Here is a 21,792-nt window from a genome sequence, read left to right as displayed (position 1 = left end):
AACAGCGCACCAGGGGCGAGCAGAGTAAGGAACTCGACATGAGCCAACCGACAGCAGCAGGCGGTGACACCGCACCGGGGACGATGCGGGCCGTCGTCGTCACCCGGCCCGGCGGCCTCGACGCGCTGGAGATCCAGGATGTGCCGGTGCCCGCACGCAAGCCCGGCTGGGTGCGGATCAGGGTGAAGGCGTTCGGCGTCAACGAGTCCGAGGTCACCACCCGCAAGGGCGAGTCGGACTCGGAGGTCACCTACCCGCGTGTTCCCGGCATCGAGGGCGTCGGCGTGGTCGATGACGTCGACGAGAACAGTTCGCTGCGGCCGGGACAGCAGGTGGCCACGATGATGGGCGGCATGGGCCGCAGTTACGACGGCGCGTACGCCCAGTACGTGACCGTCCCCGCGGCGCAGGTCATCCCGTTTGAGACCGGCCTGCCGTGGGAGGTCGTCGGTGCGCTGCCGGAGATGTTCCAGACCGCCTACGGATCGCTGACCACCGGCCTGGACCTCAAGGCCGGGCAGGCGCTGCTGATCCGTGGCGGCACCTCCACGGTCGGGCTGAGTGCGGCCACGATCGCGAAGGACCTCGGAGCCACCGTGCTGTCCACCACCCGCAGCCCGGAGAGGGCCGGGGAACTGCGGGCCGCCGGCGTCGACCATCCCCTCGTCGACGGCGGCACGATCGCCGACCAAGTGAGCGAGCTGATGCCGGAGGGCGTCGACGCCGTACTGGAGCTGGTGGGCTGCTCGGTCCTCGCCGACACCCTCCGCACCGTTCGCCGGCACGGCACTGTCTGCTTCACCGGAGCCCTGGCGGGCCAGTGGACGATCCCCGATTTCAGCCCGTTCATGATCCCGGGCGGGGTGCGGCTGACGTCCTACGGCGGTCAGGCAGCCGACCTCCCGGCCGACGTCTTCGCCCACCAGCTCCAGGCCATCGCCGCAGGACGCCTCAACGTCCCGGTCGCGAAGGTCCACCACGGCCTGGAACAGGTCCGTGACGCCCAGGCCGACGTCGAGTCCGGCACCACGCCGGGCAAGCACGTCGTCGTCCTGGACGACTGAGACCTGGGCACGAGGCTCGCAGACCATCCGTCGCGCGCACGCCGTCCAGCCGACCGGCAACTTCGAGAAGAACGTCGAAGCCGTGGACCGACTCGGCCGGCCGGCCACTGCCAAGGGCATCACCGTCTCCCAGCTCGCCCTGGCCTGGCTGCTCGCCCAGGGCGAGCCCATCGTCCCGATCCCGGGCACCCGGAGCGCCGCCCGCATGGAGGAAAACGCCCACACGGCCGACGTCACCCTCACCGAGGCCGATCTTGCCGCGATCCACGAGATCCTCCCGACCGGCGGATTCGGCGCCCGCTACGCCGAAGAGCATGTCCCCAACTGGGTCTGACCCCAGCCCGAGCGGACCTCCGAATCGATGGGCAGTCCCGTACGGTCAGGGGCCGCGGGCCGCCGCCGCGCGCTGCTCACGGATCGGTCGTGGTGTCGCGGGCCGCGAAGGCGGCCGGGGTGAGGCCGGTGCGGTCACGGAAGAAGCGGCCGAAGTTCGCGGGGTCGGTGAAGCCGAGGTGGACGGCCACCGTCCGGGCGTCCCACCGGGCACCTCCCAGCAGGCGCCGGGCTTCGAGGAGGCGCCGCTCGTCGATGAGTTCGCGTACTCCCTTGCCGGTGGCGTCCCGGGCGGCGCGGCTGAGGGTGCGGACCGAGCAGCCGAGCAGTTCGGCGTAGTCCGCGGCTTGGTGCAGTTCGCGAAAGTGCAGCTCCAAGGCGTCCAGGAAGCGTCTGTACCAGTCGGCGCGGCTCCTGTCGGCCGTGGCCGTGCCGATGGGGGCGATGCCCGGGGAGTTGGCCAGGCGCAGCAGCAGCGATTCGAGCAGGCTGCGCCGCAGGGCGTGGTGGATGTCGAGGGGGCGGCGCCCCAGTGCGCGGTGTTCGTCCAGGAGTTGGAGTGCCGTCTGCTGGAGCCAGGCGGTGTCGTCGGGGTGCGGGCTGAGCACGGCAGGGGCCTCGTGCGCGGTGAGGGGGGCCAGGAGACGGGCGACGTCGGGCCGCAGCACGTCCGGTTCGAAGAGGATGAACGGGCCGCGGGCCGCGCCGGGCGGATGCCAGCACTGCGCGTGCCCGGGACGCACCCACAGCCACTGGCCGGGGGCGACGGCCCGCGTGACGTGGTCGACGTCGTGCCGCAGCTCACCCTCGGTGACGGCGATGAGGTAGTGGAAGGTGGCACGGCCCGGACGGGGCGGGTTCCACGGCCAGTCGTCGTGCTGGGCGAAGAAGTCCTCGACGGTACTCACCTCAAGGCCGTAGGGAGTACCGACCGGGGGCTGGAAACCGTAGAGCGGAACCGCAGCTGGTCCGGCCGGGGTTCCGCTCAGGTCGGGGTGTCGCTTGTCGACCATCACGTGTCCGCAGCCTACAGCCCTTCTGGTCGGCTTCGACGGAAGGATGGGACGTACCGCCGCGACCGTGCGCCCTTCGCGACCGCGCGCCCTCCGAGACCTTCGATGCCATAGTCCGTCACCACCTGAGGAAGGCAACGCCCCATGAACGGATCGGCCCTGCACACGACCGCCGCCGACTGCGCGGAGGAACTGCCCGGAGCCCGGCTGGAGCATCCTTTCGGCCCCGCCTGGGAGGTCTACAAGGTAGGCGGCAAGGTGTTCATGCTGATGACCGAAGTCCCGGGGCGTCCCGTCGTGATCCTCAAGGCGGACCCCGGCGAGGCCCTCGCCCTGCGGGAGCAGTACAGCCACATCACCCCCGGCTACCACATGAACAAGAAGCACTGGATCACCCTGGAGAGCGGAGAAGGCGTCGACAAGGAGCTCGTCAGGGAGCTCGTCACCGACTCCTATCGGCTCGTCGTCGCCCACCTGCCCAAGGCCGAGCGGCCCGTCGACCCGCACACCTACGGCACCGGCACGCGGGCGGCCCGGTGAGCGCGGCCGGTGACCGGCTCCAGGACACCGCCCGCAAGGCGGCCCTGGCCCTCCCCGACGTCAGCCACGGATACCCCTTCACCCCGGGACTCGACGTGTACAAGGTCGCGGGCAAGGTGTTCCTGATCGTCACCGACGACCCGGACGATCAGATCATCACGGTCAAGTGCGAGCCCGAGCACGCGCGGGCACTGGAGCGCGGATACGCCTCGATCACCCCGGGCCGCTATCTCGACAAGAGGCACTGGATCTCACTGGGGCCGGGCCCCGGTGTCACCGAGCGGCTGATCACCGACGCGGTCGAGGATTCCTACAACCTGGTCGTCGAGCGGCTGCCGCGAAGCGACCGCCCCGCCGCCCGATGAGCGCCGTCAGTTGGTCAAGGGGAGGCCGGGCGTTCTTGCGTCAGGGGCTCTGATCAGCAGCAACGACCAAGGCGAAGGCGTACGAACTGTTGCGGCTGATGCAATTCATCCTGTTTCGGGTCATGAGCCGGTCGATCTCCCGGGTGATGCAGGAGCGGGATCTCCCGGGTGATGCAGGAGCGGTAGAAGTGCTTGGGGTCGGCGAGCATGACTGGAGGCTTCACCCGGCTGGCCTATGTCTCGCACGAGGAATTGAAGGAGCTGTCTGCGGGCGCGGGGCTGGTGATGGGCACGGGCGAGGCGCGGCCGTACGCGAATGTACGGCTGCGGTGTGGGGTGTTCTTCTAAACCGCTGAGCTGCGGAAATGCTGCGAGGGGCCGGTCGACCGACCGGCCCCTCGGTCTGTGTCTCTGATTGTTCTGGCCCCCGCGCCCCGGCTCTTTCTCCAGGCCCTGCCGCCGTGTACGGCTCGCGAGGGCCGGGAAGGGTTGCGTGGCTCGCTTGCCCGAAATGTGCGACATGATGTTTTTCGTCCCCCTCCCCCTCCCGCGAGGAGTGCAACCGTGTCCGAAACAACCGAGGCCCCCGTCACGCCGTTCAGCATCGGTGACCCGCTCGACTCTCCCTCCCACCCGGTCGAGGTACCGGACTTCGACGATGCGTGGACCGTCGCCGGGGGATTCACCTGGGTTTTCTACGGAGAGGGCAACTCCACCCTCACCCGGCCGGTGATCATCGCCGACGGCTTCAACCACGGCAAGAGCAAGCTCAAGGAGCTCTACGAGTTCCTCGAAGGCGAGGACTACCCCTTCATCAGCGAACTCCGCCGGCGCGGCAAGGACGTGATCCTGCTCGGCTTCGACAACCGCACCGACTCCATCCTGGCCAACTCGAAGGCGGTCGAGGGGGCCATCCGCGAAGCCATCGGCCGCCGTACCGGCAGCGAGCGGCTGATCGTCGGCGGCTTCAGCATGGGCGGCCTCATCGCGCGCTACACCCTCGCCAGGATGGAGACCGACTTCCACGAGGACGAGCACCAGACGGGCGTGTACTTCTCGTTCGACACCCCGCACCGCGGTGCCTCCATCCCCGTCGGCGTCCAGGCGTTCGCGTACCTGCTTCCGTACGGCCTGAACCTCAAGCCCCACCCCTTCGAGCAGCAGATGAACAGCCCGGCTGCGCGACAGATGCTATGGCAGCACTACGACAAGACCACCCAGAAGATCGGAGTGGCCCCCGAACGCACCGCGCTGCTCAACGAGTTGGACCGGGTCGGACAGTGGCCGCGGATCCCGCGCAAGCTGGGCGTCGCCAACGGCCGCGGCGACAGCATCGGGCTGCCCGACATCGAGCCCGGCGAGGTCGCGCTGCGGCTCGACGTCCGCTACCCCGGCACCACCTTCTACGCCCAGGCGCAGGGTGACGACGTGACGGTCGCCTACCTGAAGCGGGCGTTCCCGGCCACCGAGCGGACCATCACCACCAACGGCTTCCCGGAGCTGGACGGCGCACCCGGCGGCACGCTCGCGACGTACCAGATCCTCGCCGACTCGATGATCGAGGCCGGCGGCGAGGCCGACCTGCGGTATCCGCACGTGTGCTTCGTCCCGTCGGTCAGCGCGGTCGACATCCTGGACTTCGCGCGCCAGGAGGACCTGTACGCCAGGGTCGACGGCCTGGACCCTGCCCAGAGCGGCCTGGACGAGTTCCACTGCTCGTCCACGACGACCCCGCACACCCTCCCGACCGAGGAGCTGTGCACCTGGCTGATGGACCGGTTCTAGCCAACCCCGGCACCCCATCCGACGGACAGTAACCCAGCGAAGCGCGGTCGGCCCTCCGGCGGGCAGTCGGCTCCAAGCGCCGCAGTGGAATATCTGCACGGTACGGGCCGCGTGGCCACTTCGAGGTGGGCCTGACGACCGTGATCGGCAACGGCTCCGTCCCCGACAGCTGGAAGACACCGTTGGCGAATCCAGAGCTGAACGTGACGTCGGCCTTCATGACCCGTTGTGGTCGTGAAGGCCGATGTTGTGTTTGGGGAGGGTGTCGGTGTCGTTGCGCGCCAAGAGGATCGACGGGGTTCCAGCGGAGACGGCCCGGGTGACACGGGCTGCGTTCCCGAAGGGCAGCTTGGCGATGCGGATCCGTGACGAGTTGGGCGGGCTGTTCTCGGACGCGGACTTCGCCGGGCTGTATCCGAGCAGGGGAAAGCCGACGTGGTCACCGGGCAGGCTGGCGCTCGTCTCGGTCATGCAGTTCGCCGAGGGCCTGTCGGACTGTCAGGCCGCGGACGCGGTGCGCGGGCGGCTGGACTGGAAGTACTTGCTGGGGCTGGAGCTGGCCGACCCGGGCTTCGACCACTCAGTGCTCACCGAGTTGTGCCAGCGGCAGAACAGCGGCCGGACCGGGCTCGACGATCACTACAGTCCAGTCTCATGACGACGATTACGACGCGTACGGTCGAGTACCCGGCCGACGGTTTGACGATGATCGGGCACCTCGCGCTCCCGGCCGGTGTCGACCGCCGGCCCGCTGTGCTGCTCGGACCAGAGGGCATGGGGCTCAGCGACGTCGAGCGCCGCCGGGCCGATGCTCTCGCCGAGCTGGGATATGTAGCGCTGGCCTTCGACCTTCACGGCGGGCGCTATTTGGGTGACCCCGAAGAGATGCTGGCCCGTTGCATGCCACTGCTCGCTGATCCCGACCGGATGCGGCGAATCGGCCACGCGGCACTCGACGAGTTGCGCACCGAGCCCCGGACCGACCCCGACCGGATCGCCGCCATTGGCTACGGCACCGGGGGCGCCATCGCGCTGGAACTCGGGCGAGGCGGCGTCAACCTGCGCGCGATCGGGACAGTCAACGCAACTACCACGGGCCGACCGGGCGAGGCAGCGCGCATCCGCTGCCCGGTGTGGGCTGGGGTCGGATCGGAAGACCCGATCATGCCGCCCGCGCAACGAAACGCGTTCACCGCTGAGATGCAGGCCGCGGGCGTCGACTGGCGCCTCGCGATCTATGGCGGCGCCTTGCACGCCTTCCACCACCCGCCGGTCGACCACCCCGTGGTCCCCGGTGTCGGCTACCACCCACAGCACGCGCAGCGAGCCTGGCGTGACGTCGTCGACCTGCTCGCCGAGTGCCTGCCCGTGACGGAGGACCTGGGAGCATGACCCAGGCAGGCATGGATCTGTAACGAGACATCGACGCCGAAGAGGTCCTCGCCGGAGCCGGATGGGCGCCACCCATCTGCTGCATCGGCTCGATCGAGCCGACACCGCCGGGCGACAACCAGGGCCAACGTTGCTTGATACGGCACTAGTGATCACCAACCTCCGTTGCCACAGGAAATTCGCCAACGGTGCCGCTGGAATGGCGGGGACGGAGCGTTGTCACCAGATGGCTGTCCGAGCCAGACGATGTCCGGAACGGACAGGTGGCGCAGCGCGCGGTTGGCGAAGTAGATGACGGACAGCTGGCCGACGGAGGCGATACGCACGTCCTCGCCCTCCGGGCCACCGGCGTCCCATTGCGGGAAGCCCCACGGGGCGCCGGCCGCCGCGTCCAGGACGTCCCAGGCCATCTGCTCCGCGTGCTCAGGCAGGGCGGCGAGCGCCTTCGCGGCCCTGCGCGGAGAGGCGGACCGCGTACGGATGCTGTCCGCTCACCGGCGCCCGCTCCGGATCTCCTCCAGGTCCACGAACCCGGTCTCGTCCCGGTCGGAGGCGAGGACGTAGTTCGGCCGGAGCTCCCGGCGCGGGGGCGTACGGCGTGACGGGTGCGTGGCCGGGCTGCGCGCTCATCGGCTGTTCCTCCCGGCGGGTCGTACCGCCACGGCACGCGCGCCGGGGAGACGGACATACGGCGGTCTCCTTCTGCTTCTGCTTGACGGTCTGCGGACCGAATCCGCCCGTCGGTCACGGCCGGTCGGACCTCTGACGCAGCAACAGGTCTACGACGTCATGGGAAGGGCCGCCGGCGAGGTGTGACCCCGAGCGGGTCATCGGTCCGCGTCTCTTGACGTGTAAGTGACAAAGGTGGCTTGATGTTCATGGGAGCGCTCCCACCTACTCAGGGAAGGGACCACCATGCGCAACACCCGACACTTACCGTTCTTGCGGATCCTTCTGGTCACGCTGCTGATGTCCCTGGGCGTGGCACTCGCCCCGCCGGCCGTGGCCGCCTCCGCCGTGGCTCCCGTCCGCGTCATGCCGCTGGGTGACTCGATCACCGGCTCGCCGGGTTGCTGGCGGGCTCTGCTGTGGAACCGCCTGCAGAGCACCGGATACACGAACATCGACTTCGTCGGCACCCTCAGCCACCAGGGCTGCGCCCAGGCGCACGACGGCGACAACGAAGGTCACGGCGGTGAGTTGGCGACCAACGTGGCGGACCAGAACCTGCTTCCCGCGCGGCTCGCGGCCACGCGCCCTGACATCGTCGTGATGCACTTCGGCACGAACGACGTGTGGAGCAGCATCGCCCCCGACCGCATCCTCGCCGCCTACACCAAGCTGGTGGAGCAGATGCGGGCGTCGAACCCGGACATGCGGATCCTCGTCGCACAGCTCATCCCGATGAACCCGTCGAACTGCACCGGCTGCAGCCAACGGGTCGTCGACTTCAACGCGCGGATCCCCGAGTGGGCCCGGGCGACGAGCACCAGCCGTTCCCCCGTGACCGTGGTCGACCAGTGGACGGGATTCAGCACCGCCACCGACACCTACGACGGCGTGCACCCGTCCGCCTCCGGCGACGAGAAGATCGCCGCCCGCTGGTACCCGGCCCTCGCCGCCCTCCTCGACAAGGGCGTCCCCGAGGACCCTGGCCCCGGCGGCGAGGAGCCCGCCTGCACGGCCACTTTCCGGGCCGTGTCCTCCTGGCAGGGCGGCTACCAGGGCGAGGTGACGGTGACCAACGCCTCCGGCGCCCGCGTCTCGGGCTGGACGGCGACGGTCGTACCGTCCGACGGCGTACGCCTCACCCAGGTCTGGAACGGCACCCTCACCGCGACCGCCGACGGCAAGGCCACCGTCACCAACGCGGCGTGGAACGGCGCCCTCGCCCCGGGGGCGAGCGCCACCTTCGGCTACATCGCCGCCACCCCGAACTCGTCCGGTACGCCCTCGGCTGCCGTCAGTTGCACGGCGGGGGCCGCCACCTCCTGACCCGTTTTCCTGCGTTCTGTACCATTTACCGGGCAGTCCCGAAGTCTTGCGTCCAGTAGCTGTTGGGCTGTGCCAGTCCGACTCCGATTTCCTTGAACGCGCAGTTGAGGATGTTCGCCTTGTGGCCGGGGCTGGACATCCAGCCCGCCATGACCTGCTCGGGTGTGGCGTACCCGTAGGCGACGTTCTCGCCGTAGGTGCTCCAGATGTAGCCCGCACGCGTGATCCGGTCACCGGGGGAGGACCCGTCGGACCCGGTGTGCGACATGTTCTGGTGGGCTGCCATGTCCGCGCTGTGGGCCTGGGCGGCCTTGGTCAGCACCGCGTTCAGCGTCACGGGTGAGCAACCGACCTTGCTGCGCTCGGCGTTGACGAGTTGCACGATGCGAGCGGCGACCCCGGACGCCGGGGCGGCGGTCTTCGGGGAGCTGGGCGATGTCGGAGTTGCCGCGGGGGTGGTCTTCGGAGTGCTGGTGGGCGGGGTGGCCTTCGGTGCGGGAGCCGTGTTCTTCGCTGTGCTCGGCGGCGCGCTGGTCTTCGGTTTCGGCGCCGTGGTCTTTGGCGCCGTGGTCTTCGGCGTGCTCGCGGCGGCGGTCGGCGTCTTCGACGCCGCGGAGCTGGGCCGGCCGTGCTCGGTGCCGTTCCAGTGGTGGCTCCAGTCGCCGTGTCGGGGGCGATCCTGGGCCCGTTCCTTCCACCAGTCCTTGGCGGCCGTGTTCTCGGCGCTGTAATGCTGGGCCCCTCCGCTGTCCTGCCAGTCGGTGCAGGCCAGCGCGACGGACGGCAGGCCCACGGTGCCCACGCCGACGGCAACGATGACTATTCGACGGTAATGCCCTCTTCTACGGTGCTTGCCCATGAAATGACCTCACTCGGTAATCGCCGAGCGCCCCTTGTGCGGCTGGGTCTACGCAGACTCGGCTCCTGAGCTGCGGAGATGCCCGGCGGGGTCGTCATTCTTAGGACGGGTTCGCGTGTGGGGCAAAGGTGCTGCCTACTACGTCGCCTCGTAGATCCGCACGGCCCTTGCCATGGACGCGGGCGCGTGCTGATGCGGCTTCCGCCGACATCGACGACTTCTGTCGCTCCGTCAGGAGCCACCCCCTCCGCGAGGGTGGAGGGGGAAGGCCGAGAGGGTGGCATGCGTAAGGCCTGACGTGACGCACGCCTGTATCAAGTCAGACAAATCCCATATGTCACCGGAGTGGCATCTACTATCCGGGATGCTTAGTTCCCGTATTCGGTGTGACCGATGTCACGTGGAGCGGCCGCTTCAGGCGATGGAGGCCGAAACGATGGCGGACACCGCGAGGTTGCAGGACACCGTCACCCAGACCGCGGGATGAGGTTCCGACTCGACGAGCGTCGCACCGAGGCGCCCCGGCGTGATCAGGTCCACCACCAGGAACGCCACGGCCATCATCGCCAGACCCAGCAGCCCGAACGCCGCGGTCGACACCAATCCCTTGCCGAAGTTCTCGTACGTCGTCCAGATGGAGGTGAACACGATGCCGCCGATGCCGAGCAGCGCGGAGCTGAGCACCGCGGCGGCGTTGCGATTGCGCTGCTCCCAGATCTGGCGGCCGAGCTTTCCGGGTGTCAGCACGTCGACCAGGACGATACCGAGGACGAGTAGGACCAGTCCCAGGCCGCCGTACGCGATGGCCCGCCCGAGTCCGTTGACGATGTCGCTCATGGGGTTGCCGACTCCGTAGCGTGAGAGATCGTGAATGATCGCGGTCAAAGCGAGGCAAAATCTAGCGCACGCGTTCGGCTCGTTGATCGGAGACCGGCCATCCGGCCCTGTTCTGCGGTCAGTTGGCCACGTTCCCGGTGTGCGTCGGCTTTGCATGAGGGGCCGTGTCGTCACTTCCCGTCGGCGCTTCCGAGGGGCAGGGACGCGTTGTCGCGCAGGTGTCCCTTCAGCCACTGCTCGGTGTTGCCCACGTGCAGCAGGGCGGCGGCCTGGCTGAGGGCTGCGTCGCGGTGGGACGGAGCCGTGCAGATCGCTACGTGTTCGGCGAGGGTGCGGCCCGCGGCCCGGTCGTCGACGAGGCCGCGCCAGATGCGGGCGCGCAGGGTGCGGCCGGAGATGCCTTCCAGGAGGGTGAGCAGTGTTTCGTTCCCGGTGGCCGTGATCACGGCGCGGTGGAAGGCGGTGTCATGGGCGTTGAGTTGCTCGACATCGTCGAGGGCCTCGCGCATGGCGTCCAAGTGCCTCTCAACGTCGGCCAGTTGGTCGTCGGAGATCTGGGTGGCGGCAAGGGCCATGGCGATCGGTTCCAGGACCCGCCCAACCTCCATGAGGTCCTGCAGGGCGGCGGAGTCGCCCTGCAGCAGATCCACCGCTCCGCCGAGCCCTTCCAGGAGGAGGCTCGGCTGCAGACTGGTCACGTACGTGCCGTCGCCCCGCCGGACCTCCAGGGCCCGCGCGACGGCCGGCGCCTTGACGGCTCCCCGGGCGAGGTTGCGGGACAGGCCCAGCTGGGCGGCCAGGTCCGGCTCCGGCGGGAGCTTCGACCCGGAGGCAGCGCCCCGACGCGGATCAGCTCACGGATCTGCTCGATCGCCTTGTCCGACAGGGACACCGTGAACCCCTTGCTCGCGTGCTCGCCAACGGCACGTCCGCCCTGAGAGTCCTTGGGCGCGAAGATCGGCACAGAGGTTTTTGGGGATGTGCTGATGGGGGAGTCCCACGTTACGTATGACCTGCGCCGGGTTCCGCATGCCCGGGGTGACATTGATGCTGCTGGGGTGCGTGTGCGTGAAGTCGATGACGGCAGGCCGACGCGGGGGTCGCCGTCGGCCTGCCGCGCTCAGGGAGCGGAAGTACTCGTCGGCACGGTGCTGCGGGGATGCTCTGAAGGGCCTCGATGAGGCAGGGCGGTCACCGCGTGGTGAAAGCGCCTCCGTTGACGTGGAGGGTCTGGCCGGTGATGTGCCGGGCTCCTGGGGAAGCGAGGAAGTGGGCCGTCTGGGCGATGTCGTCGACCGTGCCCGATCGCTTGTTGTGGGTCTCCTCCACGAGCGTGCGACGACGTTCGTTGCTCAGCTGACCGTGGAAGAAGTTGGTGCCGTCGATGAATCCCGCGGAGATGACGTTGCAGGTGACACCCTTGGGGGCCAGCTCGGCGGACAGCGAGGCGTTCCACGCGCCCAGAGCGGCCTTGGCCGCTCCGTAGGAGCCGCCGCGGCGCTCGGCGCCGATCGAGCCGATGCTGATGACGGAGCTGCCGCTGGTGAGCCTGTCCTGGACCGAGGCCGTGGTCAGCACCGCGGTGAGCAGGTTCTGCTCCAGGTGGGCGTGCCACTGGGCGAGCAGGGCGTCCAGGTTCGAGCCGTCATCGGACGTTGCCTGGGACAGGCCGCCGGCGGCGTTGACCAGAACGTCCAGCCCGTCGAGCCGGGCGGTGAGCGCCGTGACCTGTCCGGGGTCGCCCGCGTCGCAGGCGACGCCGTGGACGCCCAGTTCCTTGGCGGTCCGTTCGACGGTGTCGGGGGTGCGTCCGGTGATGAAGACCTCTGCCTGGTCGGCGGCGAACCTCTCGGCGATGGCGCGGCCGATGCCGCTGGAGCCTCCGGTGACGAGAACCGTGCGAGTCATGGATCCTCCTGCCCAACTGCTACGTTTAGACCTAAACGTAGTCGACGTTAGCAAAGGATCGCGCTGTGGCCGAACCCGTCACCCCGTCAAGAGGGCCCGGGCCCGCCCATTCCGCCGCCGCGATCGCCGAGGCCTGGCGGCGGGAACGGCCTGGCACCCCGACGGAGTCGATCGAGATCGTCACCCCCATCTGGTGGCTGGCGAAACTCTTCGCGGACGACCGTGGCCGGGCCCTGCGTGAGGCGGGGATCGACGCGGCCACCCTCGACCTGCTGTCCGTCATCCGCCGCTCCGGACCGCCCTACGCCCTCACCACCCGCGAACTCACCCGGCGCACGCTCCTCACCGCCGGAGCCATTTCCCAGCGCGTCGCCCGCGCCGAACGCGACGGCCTGGTCCAGCGAACACAGGGCACCACCGGGCGCCGGACCGTCCTGGTGCAGCTCACAGCGGAAGGGCACGCGCTCATCGAGGGATCCGTCGACATCGTGCTCGGCCGCGAGGCCGCGCTCGTCGGCGGCCTGTCGGAGCAGGAACGCACATCGCTCATCGCGCTGCTGGACAAACTGATGGCCGACGTCCGGCAGCGTACGGCCCCCGAGGACTGAGCTCCGGGGGCCCGGTCTCCGGAACGCCTCAGGTGCGCAGTGCCGTGTCGAGGTCGCGCATGAGTTCTCCCACGCGTCCGCCACCGGGAGGTGCGGCGGGCAGCCGGCCGAGTACGGCCGTGACTGCCGGTGGTGCGTGATGGCGCGCCCATTCAAGGGTCCCCGGGGTGACGCGCTCGTCTTCCGCGGATGCCAGCTCTTCTGCTCGCGCCGCATGTGCCGCCGCACCGAGAACGTGCTTCACCTGATGGGCGTCCGCGAGGGGATGAAGGTATGCGGCGGCGGCAGCGTGGCTTGCCGCCCGTGCCGCGTCGACCGCGGCGGGGAAAGCGGCTTCTCGGGCCGCTCGGTACGCCGCCCACGCGGTCTGCCGCAGAACCGCCGTGCGCCGACCGCCGCCGGCGAAGGCGTCGGCCGCGTCGATGGCGTCGCGTGGACGTGGGTCAGCGGGAAGACGCTGTTCGAAGATCGCCAGTGTCCTGCGCGCGCAGTCAGCCGCGTAGCCGGTGATCTCACGAATTTCGTGTTCGCTCAGCTCGATCTTTTCCGATGTAGTCGGCACGGCCCCATCCTGCCTCAGATCGGCGATCGGGCGCCGTGGCACCAGGTCTTTGTGCCGCTGCGGATTCGAACCGGTTCGAGGGAAACTAGCACCGGCGTAATCCCCCGGCAATACCCCGTGCGCAACGAGGCAGGGCGGTCCATCCAGCGGTCATTCATTGGCCTCTTCATGACTTCGGGTCCGTTCGGGAGAAGTGCGGGAGAAGGTGTTGACAGCTACCCCGCTTGTTCCTACCTTCACTTCACGCGAACCGGTTCGACAACCGGCTTCACGCTCCATCATCGTCTCTGTACTCATACGACCGGCCGCCTGCTACCTTGCGAAGCATCGAACCGGTTCGAGCAAGGAGTCCATCGTGAACATCGGTGAGATCGCCAAGCGGGCCGGTGTCTCGCGGAGCACCGTGTCCTACGCGCTGAGCGGCAAGCGCCCCGTGTCGGACGAGACGCGCCGGAGGATCCAGGAGGTCATCGACGAGCTGGGCTACCGGCCGAACGCCAGCGCACGTGCCCTGGCCAACGGCCGGACCAGCACGATCGGCCTGGTGTTCCCCCCGGCCGGCAACCACTACACCGGGATGCAGCTGGACTTCATCGGCAGCGTGGTGGAGGCCGCCGCGGCGTACGACTACGACGTGCTGCTGTCACCCAGCGGCGTGGACAGCGACCGTTCGTTCCAGCGGCTGCTGGGGGAGCGGCGGGTCGACGGCGCGATCCTGATGGAGATCAGGCTCCACGACGACCGGGTCGATCACCTGGCCGAGCTGGGCTTCCCCTCCGTGGCCATCGGCCGCACCGCCCACCCCGAGGGCGGCTGGTGGGTGGGCCTGGACCACACCGCCCTGGCGGCGGCGTGCGTCCACCATCTCGCGGACCTCGGGCACCGCAGGGTCGCTTTCGTCAACCGGCCCGAGCAGCTCCTGCGGGCGGGCTACGAGTCCGCACACCGGGGACTGGACGGGTTCACCAAGGCCGCAGCCGAGCGCGGGCTCACCGTCCGCACGTACACCTGCGGGGACGATGCCGCCTCCGGCCAGGCGTGCCTGGCGCGGATCCTGCACGACGACCCGGCCACCACGGGCCTGGTCACGCTGAACGAGGCCGCGCTGGGCGGCCTGTATCGAGGGCTCGCCGAGGCGGGCCGTCATGTGCCGCGCGACTTCTCCGTCACCGGGGTCGTGGCCGGCCGGTGGGCGGAGACGGTGACCCCACAGCTCACCGCCGCGGACGTACCGGCGGAAGAGATGGGCCGTCGCGCCGTCGACCTCCTCGTCGAGCGCCTCGATCACCCCGACGCGCCCGCCCGGCACCACCTGCTCGCACCACCGATCTCGTTGCGGTCCAGCACCGGACCCGCCGCCGGCACATCCACCGCCGAAGCCCCGGCCCCGGGCCGCGACCCGCGTTACTGACCGGAGCTCACGGCCCTCTGCCGTCCTCCCTCAACCACACACCACGGCCCCCGTGGCCGCCCCCGCGTCTCCGACCGCAGATTACGGCCCCCGCGCCGTCCTCTCCTCACAACACCGGGCACCCGTCCCCTCACCGTCGCCGTTCGGCGTGCCCGTGTGCCCACTTCCCCCCTGTCGCCCCTCCCACGGCACAGCTGTGCCAAGTCCCGAAGGACCCGCTATGCGCATCTCCTCCAGACGGCTCCTCGCCGCCGTGGCCATCTCGACCGTCGTCGCCACTGTCGGCACGGCCTGCTCCTCCGACTCGGGCAGCACCGACGCCAAGGGCGCGGGCAGCGGCACCTACACCATCTGGGACCCGTACCCGCAGTTCGCCAAGGGCTCCGCCTGGACGACGCTGCTGGACAAGTGCGGCACCGCGGCCGGTGTGAAGATCAAGCGGACCGGCTTCGACACCAGCGACCTCGCCAACAAGACGCTGCTGGCGGCGCAGCAGGGCAACTCCCCGGACGTGCTGATCGTGGACAACCCGGTGGTCTCGACGCTGGCGGAGGCGGGCGTGCTCACCACGACCGACGACAACAAGCTGGACACCTCCAAGGTCGATCCGAACCTGCTGGCGGCCGGTCAGTCGGGCGGCAAGACGTACGGCACCCCGATCGGTGCGAATACGCTCGCGCTCTACTACAACAAGAAGGTGCTGAAGGAGGCCGGTGTCGACGTCGCGTCGGTCAAGGACTGGAAGTCGCTGTCGGCGGCGCTGGGGAAGGTGAAGAAGGCGGGCAAGAAGGGGATCACCTTCTCCGCCATCGGTACGGAGGAGGGCAGCTTCCAGTTCCTGCCGTGGTTCTGGGGCTCGGGTGCGAAGCTGACCGAACTCGACTCCGCTCAGGGTGTGTCGGCGCTGTCCTTGTGGAGTGGCTGGCTGAAGAAGGGCTACGCCCCCAACTCGGTCATCAACAACACCCAGACGACCAGCTGGCAGGAGTTCGCGAGCGGGGACTACGCGTTCGCCGAGAACGGTACGTGGCAGCTGGCCAATGCCGACAAGGCGGGCTTCGACTACGGTGTCCTGCCCGTTCCCGGCGCCGACGGGGGCAACGCCTCGGCTCCGACCGGTGGTGAGTTCGTCACCGTCCCGGTGCAGGACGACACCGGCCGCTACGCCACCTCGCAGAAGCTGGTGTCGTGCCTGACCAGCACCGAGAACCTGTACAACACCGACACGACCCTGTCCTACGTGGCCCCCACCAGCGAGGTCCAGGACAAGCAGGTGACAGCGAACCCCAAGCTGAAGCCGTGGGTCGACGCCGTCAAGGCGGCCAAGGGGCGCACCAGTGACGACCTGGGCACCAAGTACCCCAAGATCTCCGAGCAGATGTGGAAGGCCGTCCAGACAGCCCTCAGCGGAGCCAAGTCCCCCAAGGACGCGCTGAGCGCGGCCCAGTCCGCCGCGAAGTAGCCAGGATTGCCTGGACAAGAGATGAACCACACGACGCAGTTGTCGGAGCGCCGATCCCTGCGCGACCGGGCCGGGGCGGCCACCGCCGCCCCGCCCCCGGCTCACGCGCGACCACGACGACGTCCGACCTCCCAGCAGTGGGCCGCCTGGGCCTTCCTGACCCCGGTGACCCTGTACCTCGTCCTCTTCTACGCCTATCCGCTCTACCGCAACCTCGATCTGAGCCTGCGCCATTACACGGTCCGTTCCTTCGTGCAGGGCAACGCGCCGTTCACGGGGTTGAAGAACTACGACACCGTGTTCCAGGACCCGACTTTCGGTCCGGCGCTGGTGCATACGGTGGTGTTCACTGCTGTGTGTCTGTTCTTCCAGTACGTCATCGGTCTGGCGCTGGCGGTCTTCTTCAACCAGCATTTCCGGCTGTCGGCGACCTTGCGGGCGTTGTTCCTGGTGCCGTGGCTGTTGCCGTTGATCGTGTCGGCTTCCACCTGGTCGTGGATGCTGAACAGCGATTCTGGGATCGTCAACTCCCTGTTGAGCGGGGTGGGGATCGATCCGGTGAACTGGCTGACGTCACCGCAGTGGTCGCTGACTTCGGTGATCATCGCGAATATCTGGATCGGTGTGCCGTTCAACCTGGTCGTGCTCTACAGCGGTCTGCAGTCGATCCCGAACAGTTTGTACGAGGCGGCGGCTCTCGACGGTGCGAATGCGTGGGTGCGTTTTCGCCGTATCACCTTTCCGCTGCTGCGGCCGGTCTCCGCGATCACTTTGCTGTTGGGTCTGGTGTACACGCTGAAGGTTTTCGACATCATCTGGATCATGACGAAGGGTGGTCCGGCGGACTCGTCCACCACGTTCGCCACCTGGTCCTACCGGCTCGGTTTCGGCAATCTTCTGCCCGCCTTCGGCCCGGGGGCGGCAGTGGGGAACCTGCTGGTCGTCGCCGCCCTGGTGTTCGGCCTGGTCTATCTCAGGGTCCAGCGAAAGCAGGTGCAGTCATGAACTACGCGCACCGGCGCCGCAGTTCGGGGTGGAAGACCGCGCTTGGTCTGCTGCTGACCGCGCTCATGCTCTTCCCGGTGTACTGGATGCTGAATGTGTCCTTCACCCGCGACCAGGACATGCGCAAGAGCCCGCCGGACCTGCTGCCGATCCACGGCACGCTGGCCGGCTACCGAACCGTCCTGAGCGAGCAGTTGCCCTACCTCGGAACCAGTCTCGTCATCGGCCTGGGCACCGTGGCCCTCACCGTGGCGCTGGCCGCACCCGCCGGTTACGCGCTGGCCAAGCTGCGTCCGCGAGGTGGAGGGCTGCTGAGTTTCCTCTTCCTGGTCGCTCAGATGATCCCCGGCATCATCATGGCGATGGGCTTCTACGCCATCTATCTCAACCTGGGCCTGCTGCAGTCGGTGCCCGGCCTGATCGTCGCGGACTCCACGCTGGCCGTGCCGTTCGCGGTACTGATCTTCACCGCGTTCATGTCCGGTATCCCCGGCGAACTGCTCCAGGCCGCGAAGACCGACGGAGCGGGGCCGTGGCGCACGTTCCGGTCGATCGTGCTGCCGATGAGCCGCAACGCGGTGGTGACGGTGTCGCTGTTCGCGTTCTTGTGGTCCTGGTCCGACTTCGTCTTCGCCAGCACCCTCGCCAACGGCGGTGCGCACGAACCGATCACGCTCGGGATCTACCACTACATAGGCAACAACAACCAGGAGTGGAACGCCATCATGGCCACCGCCGTCGTGGCGTCACTGCCGGCCGCGGTGATCCTCGTCCTCGCCCAGCGTTACGTCGCCGCCGGCGTGACCGCCGGAGCCGTCAAGGACTGATTTCCACAACTGCCCCCTCGCACGACTGACCCTCGCTCGCACGACTGCCCCTCCCGCGTCGCCCGGTTTCCCCCGACTGCCCGTCTGCCCGTCAGCCGGCCGATGCTCCCTGCTCGAGAATCGAGTCCCCCTTCATGACCGCCGCCCGATCCGGCCCGGCCTTCTCCCTCCACGACATCCCGTTCAGCACGCACGGGTCCTGGTTCGACATCTCACCCGTGGTGGCGGAGAAGACGTACGCCGAAGACCTCCACCTCGTCTCGCACCAGAACGGCATGCACGCCGTTCTGCGCCTGACCCCCTTGGACCCGGAGACGGGCGACCGCGCCGAGACGCGTGTCGAGGCGACACCGGGTCTGCTCAGCTGGACCGGCGCGGGCGGGCGCGTCGACCTCGCCTACGAGTCGCCGGACACCGTACGCCTCAGGGGCAGCGGTATGGGAATCGGCGTCTGCGCGGCCGCGCGCGCCCTGACCCCGTTCAGCGGAACGTACTTCTTCCACGACCCGGCGGCGGACGCGTATGTGTTCACCTCGTACGAGACCGGACGCCGTTACCGCGTCACCGTGCTGTCCGGGACCGTCACCGACACGGCCGGAACTCAGGCCCTCGGCAGCGGTGACCGCGGTCTCGCGCTGGCCGCGCCGGCGGACAGCAACTGGGAGATCGCGATCGAGGAACTCGACACCTCCCGCCCGCCGTACACGTCCTCGGCGACCTTCCGCAAGATCGCGGAGTCCGCGCAGACAGCCTTCGCGGACTTCGTCGACACCGTGGCCCCCTGGCGCTCGTCGGCCACTCCGGCCGCCGAACTCGCCGCGTACGTCCTGTGGTCGGCCACGGTCCGCCCGGCATCCCTCGTCACCCGGCCCGCCGTGCTGATGTCCAAGCACTGGATGGACAAGGTCTGGAGCTGGGACCACTGCTTCAACGCCCTCGCCCTGGCCCCCGGGGTGCCCGAACTGGCTCTGGACCAGTTCGCGCTGCCCTTCGACCACCAGGACGGCAGCGGCGCCCTGCCGGACTCCGTCACCCACTCGGAGGTGCTCTACAACTTCGTCAAACCGCCCATCCACGGCTGGGCCTTCGGCCACCTGCGCCGTCGGCTGTCGGCGCCGCCGAGCCACGCCGAACTGGCCGAGACGTACGACCGGTTGGCACGCTGGACCGACTTCTGGCTCACCGCACGGCGAGCGCCAGGGGCCGGACTGGCGCACTACCAGCACGGCAACGACAGCGGCTGGGACAACGCGACCACCTTCGACCCCGAGCGTGTCGTCGTCACAGCCGACCTGGCCGCCTTCCTCATCCTCCAGATGCTCGAACTCGCCAACCTGGCAGACCAGTTGGACCGCCCCATCGAGGCGCGTCGGTGGCGGCGAGCCGCCGAGGAGGCCCAGGCGGCGCTTCTCGACCAGCTCTGGACCGGGGAGAGATTCGTGGCCCGAGGAGTCGAGTCCGGGGACACCTGGGGCAGTTCCAGCCTCCTCGACCTGATGCCCATCGTTCTGGGCGAGCATCTGCCCGGCGATGTCACCGGCCGGCTGGCCGACCACATCGAGGCCCACCTGACCCCGTACGGCCTCGCCACCGAACTCCCCACCTCCCCGCACTACCTCGCCGACGGCTACTGGCGTGGCCCGATCTGGGCCCCCGCGACCGTCCTGATCGAGGACGGCCTGCGCCGTGCCGGCCATCACCGACTGGCGGACGACATCAGCGGACGCTTCCGCGCCCTGTGCGAAGACCACGGCTTCGCGGAGAACTTCGACGCCCTCACCGGTACGGGCCTGCGCGACCGTGCCTACACCTGGACCGCCAGCAGCTACCTCCTCCTCGCCGAAGCGCACGCACACCGAGTCGGCCGCTGATCGGCCGATCACCCCCGAGCCCCGGGACCGTTCGGGCCCCGGTCAGACACCACTCCTCCAGGAGCCGCACCATGAAGTCGTCCCGAACGCTCGCCCTACGCAGAACCCGCACCGGACGCCGGGCGGTCTCGTCCTGCGCCGTCCTCCTGGCCGCCCTGGCCACGACGTTGATACCCGCGGGCCCGTCGCAGGCCGCCGACACCAGCGTCACCGTCGACTTCGCGACCGCCGGTGGCGCACCCGCCTACCGCGCCTCCGGAATGATCTACGGGATGACCCCGGACGGCACGCTGCCGCAGGACCACTTCTTCAAGGACATCAAGTGGCACTTCATGCGGGCGGGCGGCGCCCAGCTCAACAGCGGTGGCTACGCGACCAGTCTCGCCGACTACCAGACCCGCTGGAACTCGACCCTGGCCCAGTACAAGCGGACCGTCGCCCTCGGCGGTACCTTCGTCCTGCTTCCGCACGACCTGTGGGGCGCGGACGGAACCACCACCCAGGGGTGGCCCGGTGACAACGGTGACTGGACGCAGTTCGACAACTTCGTCACCCAGCTCATCAACGACGTCAAGGCCAACAACATGACGGTTCAGTGGGACCTGTGGAACGAGCCCGACGGCAGCAACTTCTGGAAGCCGTCGCAGGCGCAGTACCTGCAGATGTGGTCGCGCTTCTACGCCCGGGTCCGGGCGGCCTTCCCCGGCCAGCTCATCGTCGGCCCCAGCATCGCCGGCCAGCCGAACTCCTCCAACGCCTGGTGGACCACGTACCTGAACTACGTCAAGGCCAACAACGTCGCCCCCGACATCTACAGCTGGCATGACGAACCCGGTGACCCGGCGGTCGACGTCGGCCGCGCCAACTCCACGCTGGCGGCGGCCGGGTTGACCAACACCCGCCCGTACCAGATCAACGAGTACGCCACCCTGTCGATGCAGTCACCGGGCGGCGGCGCCTGGTTCATCGGCCGTCTGGAGCGGGCAGGCGCCGACGGACTGCGCGGGAACTGGGCCTCTGGCACCGGACTGCATGACAACGAGGCCAACCTGCTCACCAAGAACAGCGCCGGCCAGTACCTGCCGCTGGGCGAGTGGTTCATGTACCGCTACTACGGCTCGCAGACCGGCAACATCGTCAACTTCGTCCCCGGCACCGGCACCGACGGTCTGGCCACCAAGGACAACACCGCGAAGAACGCCAAGATCCTGCTCGGCAGCAGCGGCAACACCGGCAACGTCACCGTCAACCTGAACGGCCTGAACACCACCTCGGTCGTGGAGAACAGCAGGGTCCGCGCGGTCGTCCAACGCGTCCCCTACAACGGCGGCGCCGCCGTCACCGGCCCGGTCACCATCTCCGACACCACCCTGAACGTCAGCAACAACGCCGCGTCGGTGAGCATCCCCCTGACCAACGCCAAGGACGGCTACACCGTCACCCTGCTGCCGCCGTCCAACACCACCATCTCGACGGTCGCCGTCAGCCAGAACAGCGGCCAGTGCCTGGACGACACCGACCTCAGCACCGCCAACGGCACGCAGTACCAGCAGTACTACTGCGAGGGCGGCTATCAGCAGATGCTCGACCTGAAGCCGGTGAGCGGCAAGGCCAACACGTACACCCTGGTCGACGAGCTCAGCGGCAAGTGCCTCGACGTGTCCGGCGCGTCCACCGCCGACGGCGCCGCCGTCATCCAGTACACCTGCAACGGCGGCACCAACCAGCAGTTCACCCTCAACCCGGTCACCGCGCTCGGCAACAGCCAGGACTACCAACTGGTCGCCGTCCACAGTGGCAAGTGCGTCGACGTCAGCAACGTCTCGACCACGGCAGGCGCGAAGATCCACCAGTGGACCTGCGACCCCGCGAGCGCGCTCGGCACCAAGAAGAACCAGATCTGGCGTCTCCTCGGCAAGAGCTAGACACGTTCCCGGAGCCGGCCGGCGGCCTCC

Annotated in this window: 20 protein-coding genes and 3 pseudogenes; 16 read left to right on the top strand and 7 right to left on the bottom strand. The window is 68.8% G+C overall.

The features are described from left to right. Positions 1-38 precede the first annotated feature (38 nt). Both ACGFNV_RS44885 and ACGFNV_RS44880 read left to right on the top strand, forming a co-directional pair. Positions 39-1,064 carry an alcohol dehydrogenase catalytic domain-containing protein gene (locus ACGFNV_RS44885; RefSeq protein ID WP_393631256.1) on the top strand — a complete coding sequence of 342 codons (1,026 nt, stop codon included), beginning with the start codon at positions 39-41 and terminating at the stop codon, positions 1,062-1,064. Beyond that, complete coding sequence (locus ACGFNV_RS44880) at positions 997-1,398, top strand: aldo/keto reductase (RefSeq protein ID WP_393631254.1); 402 nt, start codon at positions 997-999, stop codon at positions 1,396-1,398. The genes ACGFNV_RS44885 and ACGFNV_RS44880 overlap by 68 nt, the downstream gene beginning before the upstream one ends. Positions 1,399-1,474: 76 nt before the next feature. Here the strand turns inward: ACGFNV_RS44880 and ACGFNV_RS44875 are convergent, their stop codons facing one another. After that, complete coding sequence (locus ACGFNV_RS44875) at positions 1,475-2,305, bottom strand: helix-turn-helix domain-containing protein (RefSeq protein WP_393631252.1); 831 nt, start codon at positions 2,303-2,305, stop codon at positions 1,475-1,477. Positions 2,306-2,554: 249 nt separating this feature from the next. Between ACGFNV_RS44875 and ACGFNV_RS44870 the strand changes: the two genes are divergently transcribed. From ACGFNV_RS44870 to ACGFNV_RS44845, 6 genes and pseudogenes are all read left to right on the top strand, one after another. After that, positions 2,555-2,950, top strand: a complete 396-nt coding sequence (locus ACGFNV_RS44870) for an MmcQ/YjbR family DNA-binding protein (RefSeq protein ID WP_393631250.1) — start codon at positions 2,555-2,557, stop codon at positions 2,948-2,950. Beyond that, positions 2,947-3,315 (top strand): MmcQ/YjbR family DNA-binding protein, encoded by a 369-nt coding sequence (locus ACGFNV_RS44865; RefSeq protein ID WP_393631248.1) that lies wholly within the window; start codon positions 2,947-2,949, stop codon positions 3,313-3,315. The genes ACGFNV_RS44870 and ACGFNV_RS44865 overlap by 4 nt, the downstream gene beginning before the upstream one ends. 228 nt (positions 3,316-3,543) lie before the next feature. Continuing rightward, positions 3,544-3,663: pseudogene (locus ACGFNV_RS44860) on the top strand (RbsD/FucU domain-containing protein); the annotation flags it as partial. Positions 3,664-3,879: 216 nt separating this feature from the next. Then, positions 3,880-5,100 carry an esterase/lipase family protein gene (locus ACGFNV_RS44855; protein WP_393631246.1) on the top strand — a complete coding sequence of 407 codons (1,221 nt, stop codon included), beginning with the start codon at positions 3,880-3,882 and terminating at the stop codon, positions 5,098-5,100. 268 nt (positions 5,101-5,368) lie between these two features. After that, a pseudogene (locus ACGFNV_RS44850) lies at positions 5,369-5,734 on the top strand (transposase); the annotation flags it as partial. A gap of 20 nt (positions 5,735-5,754) precedes the next feature. Then, the gene (locus ACGFNV_RS44845) at positions 5,755-6,492 is read left to right on the top strand and encodes a dienelactone hydrolase family protein (RefSeq protein ID WP_392359908.1); all 738 of its coding nucleotides are present in this window, start codon (positions 5,755-5,757) and stop codon (positions 6,490-6,492) included. 152 nt (positions 6,493-6,644) lie between these two features. Here the strand turns inward: ACGFNV_RS44845 and ACGFNV_RS44840 are convergent, their stop codons facing one another. Beyond that, positions 6,645-6,902 carry a hypothetical protein gene (locus tag ACGFNV_RS44840; RefSeq protein ID WP_393631244.1) on the bottom strand — a complete coding sequence of 86 codons (258 nt, stop codon included), beginning with the start codon at positions 6,900-6,902 and terminating at the stop codon, positions 6,645-6,647. 505 nt (positions 6,903-7,407) lie between these two features. Between ACGFNV_RS44840 and ACGFNV_RS44835 the strand changes: the two genes are divergently transcribed. Beyond that, positions 7,408-8,487, top strand: coding sequence for a GDSL-type esterase/lipase family protein (locus ACGFNV_RS44835; protein WP_393631242.1), 1,080 nt, complete (start codon positions 7,408-7,410; stop codon positions 8,485-8,487). A gap of 25 nt (positions 8,488-8,512) precedes the next feature. Here the strand turns inward: ACGFNV_RS44835 and ACGFNV_RS44830 are convergent, their stop codons facing one another. The 4 genes and pseudogenes from ACGFNV_RS44830 to ACGFNV_RS44815 all read right to left on the bottom strand — a co-directional run bounded on the left by ACGFNV_RS44830 (position 8,513) and on the right by ACGFNV_RS44815 (position 12,091). Continuing rightward, positions 8,513-9,346 (bottom strand): CAP domain-containing protein, encoded by an 834-nt coding sequence (locus ACGFNV_RS44830; RefSeq protein WP_393631240.1) that lies wholly within the window; start codon positions 9,344-9,346, stop codon positions 8,513-8,515. A gap of 414 nt (positions 9,347-9,760) precedes the next feature. Beyond that, positions 9,761-10,183, bottom strand: a complete 423-nt coding sequence (locus ACGFNV_RS44825) for a DUF350 domain-containing protein (protein ID WP_393631238.1) — start codon at positions 10,181-10,183, stop codon at positions 9,761-9,763. 170 nt (positions 10,184-10,353) lie between these two features. Further along, positions 10,354-11,075 (bottom strand): annotated as a pseudogene (locus ACGFNV_RS44820) (FadR/GntR family transcriptional regulator). A 299-nt stretch (positions 11,076-11,374) separates the two neighbouring features. Further along, positions 11,375-12,091: an SDR family NAD(P)-dependent oxidoreductase gene (locus ACGFNV_RS44815; RefSeq protein ID WP_393631236.1), complete on the bottom strand. Its 717-nt coding sequence runs from the start codon at positions 12,089-12,091 to the stop codon at positions 11,375-11,377. A 65-nt stretch (positions 12,092-12,156) separates the two neighbouring features. Between ACGFNV_RS44815 and ACGFNV_RS44810 the strand changes: the two genes are divergently transcribed. Beyond that, complete coding sequence (locus ACGFNV_RS44810; protein ID WP_393631234.1) at positions 12,157-12,699, top strand: MarR family winged helix-turn-helix transcriptional regulator; 543 nt, start codon at positions 12,157-12,159, stop codon at positions 12,697-12,699. A gap of 28 nt (positions 12,700-12,727) precedes the next feature. On the opposite strand, the gene ACGFNV_RS44805 is transcribed toward ACGFNV_RS44810, so the two are convergent. After that, a complete protein-coding gene (locus ACGFNV_RS44805) occupies positions 12,728-13,261 on the bottom strand; it encodes a putative immunity protein (RefSeq protein ID WP_393631232.1) in 534 nt (177 codons plus the stop codon). A gap of 355 nt (positions 13,262-13,616) precedes the next feature. On the opposite strand from ACGFNV_RS44805, the gene ACGFNV_RS44800 reads away from it, so the two are divergent. From ACGFNV_RS44800 to ACGFNV_RS44775, 6 genes are all read left to right on the top strand, one after another. Further along, entirely contained in the window at positions 13,617-14,672 is a 1,056-nt protein-coding gene (locus ACGFNV_RS44800; RefSeq protein ID WP_393631230.1) for a LacI family DNA-binding transcriptional regulator, read from the top strand. A gap of 220 nt (positions 14,673-14,892) precedes the next feature. Then, complete coding sequence (locus ACGFNV_RS44795) at positions 14,893-16,134, top strand: extracellular solute-binding protein (RefSeq protein ID WP_393631228.1); 1,242 nt, start codon at positions 14,893-14,895, stop codon at positions 16,132-16,134. Positions 16,135-16,155: 21 nt separating this feature from the next. Then, a complete protein-coding gene (locus tag ACGFNV_RS44790) occupies positions 16,156-17,139 on the top strand; it encodes a carbohydrate ABC transporter permease (protein WP_393631226.1) in 984 nt (327 codons plus the stop codon). Then, complete coding sequence (locus tag ACGFNV_RS44785) at positions 17,136-17,966, top strand: carbohydrate ABC transporter permease (RefSeq protein ID WP_393631224.1); 831 nt, start codon at positions 17,136-17,138, stop codon at positions 17,964-17,966. The genes ACGFNV_RS44790 and ACGFNV_RS44785 overlap by 4 nt, the downstream gene beginning before the upstream one ends. A gap of 134 nt (positions 17,967-18,100) precedes the next feature. Next, complete coding sequence (locus ACGFNV_RS44780) at positions 18,101-19,837, top strand: amylo-alpha-1,6-glucosidase (protein WP_393631223.1); 1,737 nt, start codon at positions 18,101-18,103, stop codon at positions 19,835-19,837. A 71-nt stretch (positions 19,838-19,908) separates the two neighbouring features. Next, positions 19,909-21,762 carry an RICIN domain-containing protein gene (locus ACGFNV_RS44775; protein ID WP_393631222.1) on the top strand — a complete coding sequence of 618 codons (1,854 nt, stop codon included), beginning with the start codon at positions 19,909-19,911 and terminating at the stop codon, positions 21,760-21,762. Positions 21,763-21,792 lie beyond the last annotated feature (30 nt).

Source organism: Streptomyces sp. NPDC048751, assembly GCF_043198595.1.
Taxonomy (GTDB): Bacteria; Actinomycetota; Actinomycetes; order Streptomycetales; family Streptomycetaceae; genus Streptomyces.
The sequence above is the reverse complement of the archived record's forward strand: the minus strand, read 5'-3'. Positions and strand labels throughout refer to the sequence as shown.